Raw genomic sequence first — 3623 nt, 5'->3', positions numbered from 1 at the left:
TAGTCCAACAAAGAGTGTGGTCTCGCTGCGGGCGGGAATGGCTATCTAGCGGGGGGTGCTGTATTTCCACGCGCCTATCGACCGATACCTACCCGCCGGGCTCGGCGACGCCGAGCACCGCGCCATCACCGTGCACGACCTGCTGACCGAGACCTCGGGCATGAAGGCCGCCGTGGTGACCGAGGGCATCACCGGCGCCATCCCGATCGACCCGAACAGCGCCGTGCAGGCGCTGGGCGTGCCGCTGGTGAACGAGCCGGGCACGGTGTTCACCTACAGCCAGCGCAATGTCGACCTGCTCGCCTATGTGATCGAGCTGGCGGTGGGCGAGCCGTTGCAACAGTTCGCGCAGCGGGAACTGTTCGAGCCGCTGGGCATTCAGCGCGGCGACTACTACTGGGCGCGCGACCGCTCCGGCAACACCTACGGCTACGCGCACCTGATGATCCCGCCGGACGACTTCGCCAAACTCGGCCTGCTGGTCGCCGCCGACGGCCGCTGGGGCGATCGCCAGATCGTCCCGGCCGCGTACCTGCGCGCGGCGACCAGCCCCTCCCCCGCCTATCGCTGCTACGGCTACCTGTTCTGGCGCGGCAGCGGCTGCACCGACATCCCGGAGTTCTTGCCGGAGGACACCTTCGCCATGTCGGGCCTCGGCATGCAGAACGTGTTCGTGCTGCCGAGCCTGGACCTGGTGGTGGTGTGGACGGGTGTGTTCGGCAATGTGAGCAGCCAGGGCCCGCAGGGCGTGTTGCAGAACTTCCGCGAATTGCCGCACGAGTTCTTCCGCAGGCTCGCCCTCGCCCTGCCGGACCGTCCGTTCGGCGAGCCGGGCCCGTATGTGGAGCCGCCGCTGACCAACGACCCGAGCCGCTACATCGACACCGACCTGCTGATCTCGGTGTTCGGTTTCGGGCCCGCCGCCTACGAGAACTGCAATGTCTTCTCCTGCCTGGACTATCAGCTGGCCGCGCCGTTCGCCGACGCGCCGCCCGGCTGCTTCCTGCTGACCTGCCTCGGCAATGATCCCCGCACCCCCGGCATCAGGTGACGCGCGCCGGGAACGGCGGCTTGACTCTCACGTAGCGTCAGGCCCGAGAGTCGTCGGCATGAACGAACACACCACCAGCGAGCACACCACCGGCGATCACTTCAACGCCTTCGAGATCAGCCCTGTCCCCACGCCCGGCCCGGACGCGGTGGCGCCGGAACCCTTCCGCGGGATCTACGGCATGCCCGCCTTCGTGCGCGTGCCGAGCACCGATCTCGCCGCGTCGACGGTGTTCTGGACCCGCGGGCTCGGGTTCATCGAGCTGTTCTCCGTGCCGGGCACTCTCGTGCACCTGCGCCGCTGGGCCTTCCAGGACGTGCTGCTCGTGGCGGCCGACGAGATCCCCACGGAGGCGCCCGCGCTGAGCGTGAACTTCGCGTGCGTGCTCGACCAGATCGAGCCCGTCGCGCGAGCCTGCCGCGCGTTGCTGCCGGACTCGGTGGCCGGACCGCGGGACACTGCCTGGAACACCCGCGACATCGAGGTGATCACGCCCGAGCACACCCGGGTCGTGTTCACCGCCGCGCGGCCCTTCGACCCGGCGAGCCAGGAGGCACAGAACCTTGCAGCCATCGGAATCAGACCGCCCGGTGACGACGACGGCACTCGGGCCCGGGGGCGATCGGCGCGGTGACACCGCCTCGTGGACCGGGGCAGGCGGGGGCAACCGGCCCGGCGCCGACGAGCCAGGCGGCGGCGCGGTGGGCGGGCGCGACCGGAACGGGCCGGGCGGGGGCGACGGCCTGACGGTCGGCCAGGTCGCGGCCCGCCTCGGTGTGACGGTGCGGGCCCTGCACCATTGGGACGAGATCGGTCTCGCGCCGCCGTCGCTGCGCACGGCGGCGGGTTACCGGCTCTACACCGCCGCCGATCTGGAACGGTTGCAGCGCATCGTGGTCTACCGCGAACTCGGCCTCGGCCTTGACCGCATCCGCACCGTGCTGGACGAGTCCGCCGACGACGCCCTGAGCGCGCTGCGCGGCCAGCGCACCCAGCTGGCCGAACGGATCGAGCGATTACGGGAACTCGGCGTCGGCCTCGACCGGATGATCGCGGCTCACGAGCGCGGCCTGCCGCTGACCGCGCGGCAGCAGGCGGAGATCTTCGGACCGGACTGGAACCCGGACCGGACCGCCGAGGCGCGCGACCGCTGGGGCGAGACGACGCAGTGGCGGCAGTACGCCGAACGCGCGGCCCACCGCGAGCCGGACGACTGGCGGGCCGTGGCCGAGGCCGTGCTCGGGCTGGACCGCGCCCTCGCCGAGGCGATGGCGGCGGGTGTGACGCCGGGCAGCGCCGCGGCGAACCGGCTGGTGGCGCGGCACCGGGAGGTGTTCAGCGAGTCGTACTTCCCGTTGACCAGACAGATGCAGGTCTGTCTCGCCAGGCTCTACGAGACCGATCCCGGTTTCGCCGCGCACTACAACGGCATCCGGCCCGGCCTTGCCGCGTGGTTCCGCCGGATCGTCGACGCCGCGGCCAGGGCCGAGGGAATCGACCCGGCCACCGCGACCTGGCAGTAGCGCCCACCCGGGACGAGACGCCGGTGCCGGTGGGACTCAGAGCACCGTGATCCAGCCGTGCACGGTGTCCGAACGCAGCGCGTCGGCGTGCCGCTTGCGCAGGGTGGCGGCCAGCGGGCCCGGCTTGCCGTCGGCGACGATCCGCCCGTCCACCTCGGTCACCGGCGCCACGCCCGCCGAGGTGCCGGTGACGAAGACCTCGTCGGCGATGTACAGCTCGGTCAGGTCCACCGTGCGCTCCACCACCGGGATGCCGTCCTCGGCGGCGAGGGTGAGAACGGTGCGGCGGTTGATGCCGTCGAGGATGTCGCAGGAGACGTCCGGGGTGACGAGGGTGCCGCCGCGGACCAGGAAGATGTTGGCGGCGCTGAGTTCACAGACGTGGCCGTTGCCGTCGAGGAAGACGCAGTCGTCGTAGCCGCTGTCGATGGCGTCCTGCTTGGCCAGCACCGAATTCACGTACGCGCCGTTGACTTTCGCGCGGGAGGGGATGGCGTTGTCCGGGATGCGCCGCCACGGCGAGGATTTCAACCGCATGCCGTCCTGCGGGACGATCGGCACCGCGTCGTAGACGAACATCGAGACGGTGATCTCGCAGCCGCGCACCCGCGTCCCCGGGATGGACGCGGTGACGTGCACGGTCGCGCGCACGAACACCTCCTCGGCGGGGGCGTCGGCGGCGATCAGCTCGCGCACGGCCGCCACGAAGCGGTCGTAGTCCCACTCGGCGGCGAACCGGTCGATGCCGATGATCTTGCAGGACTCCTCGAGCCGCCGGTAGTGGTCGGGCAGGCGGAAGGCGGTGCGGGTGTCGCCGTCGACGTGCACCGGGAACACCGTGTAGACGCTCAGGCCGTACAGCACCGCCGAGGAGGCGACCCCCACGTGCGCGTCGTCGGCCGCGACGAGCCGGTCACCGAGAAAGACATGAGCATGAGGATCTGCCATCGGCGCAGGCTAACAGGGAGGGGGGGGGGCGGCCGGGGCGGCCCGGGGAGGGAGAGCCCGCGGCGCGCCCGGGATGGGTAGTGGGTGGAGCGACGCCACCA

At 71.2% G+C, this 3623-nt stretch carries 4 protein-coding genes; 3 read left to right on the top strand and 1 reads right to left on the bottom strand.

The genetic code is table 11. The annotated features are described in order from the left end of the window. Window positions 1-55: 55 nt before the first annotated feature. From QH283_RS16660 to QH283_RS16650, 3 genes are read left to right on the top strand one after another with little or no spacing between them, the layout of a single operon-like run. Window positions 56-1051, top strand: coding sequence for a serine hydrolase domain-containing protein (locus QH283_RS16660; protein ID WP_280503904.1), 996 nt, complete (start codon window positions 56-58; stop codon window positions 1049-1051). Between the two features lie 58 nt (window positions 1052-1109). Continuing rightward, complete coding sequence (locus QH283_RS16655) at window positions 1110-1685, top strand: VOC family protein (RefSeq protein WP_280503903.1); 576 nt, start codon at window positions 1110-1112, stop codon at window positions 1683-1685. Next, window positions 1642-2574, top strand: a complete 933-nt coding sequence (locus tag QH283_RS16650) for a MerR family transcriptional regulator (protein WP_280503902.1) — start codon at window positions 1642-1644, stop codon at window positions 2572-2574. The genes QH283_RS16655 and QH283_RS16650 overlap by 44 nt, the downstream gene beginning before the upstream one ends. 36 nt (window positions 2575-2610) lie before the next feature. On the opposite strand, the gene QH283_RS16645 is transcribed toward QH283_RS16650, so the two are convergent. Continuing rightward, on the bottom strand, window positions 2611-3522 hold the full coding sequence (locus QH283_RS16645; protein WP_280503901.1) for an aminotransferase class IV: 912 nt from the start codon (window positions 3520-3522) through the stop codon (window positions 2611-2613). Window positions 3523-3623: the final 101 nt, after the last annotated feature.

Origin of the sequence: Nocardia farcinica (assembly GCF_029867845.1) — a bacterium.
GTDB lineage: Bacteria > Actinomycetota > Actinomycetes > Mycobacteriales > Mycobacteriaceae > Nocardia > Nocardia farcinica_A.
This window is presented reverse-complemented; position numbering and strand designations above follow the sequence as displayed.

Coding starts and splice junctions, on each gene's coding strand:
- QH283_RS16655 (WP_280503903.1), top strand. CDS start 1,110: ATGAACGAACACACCACCAGCGAGCACACCACCGGCGATCACTTCAAC.
- QH283_RS16645 (WP_280503901.1), bottom strand. CDS start 3,522: ATGGCAGATCCTCATGCTCATGTCTTTCTCGGTGACCGGCTCGTCGCG.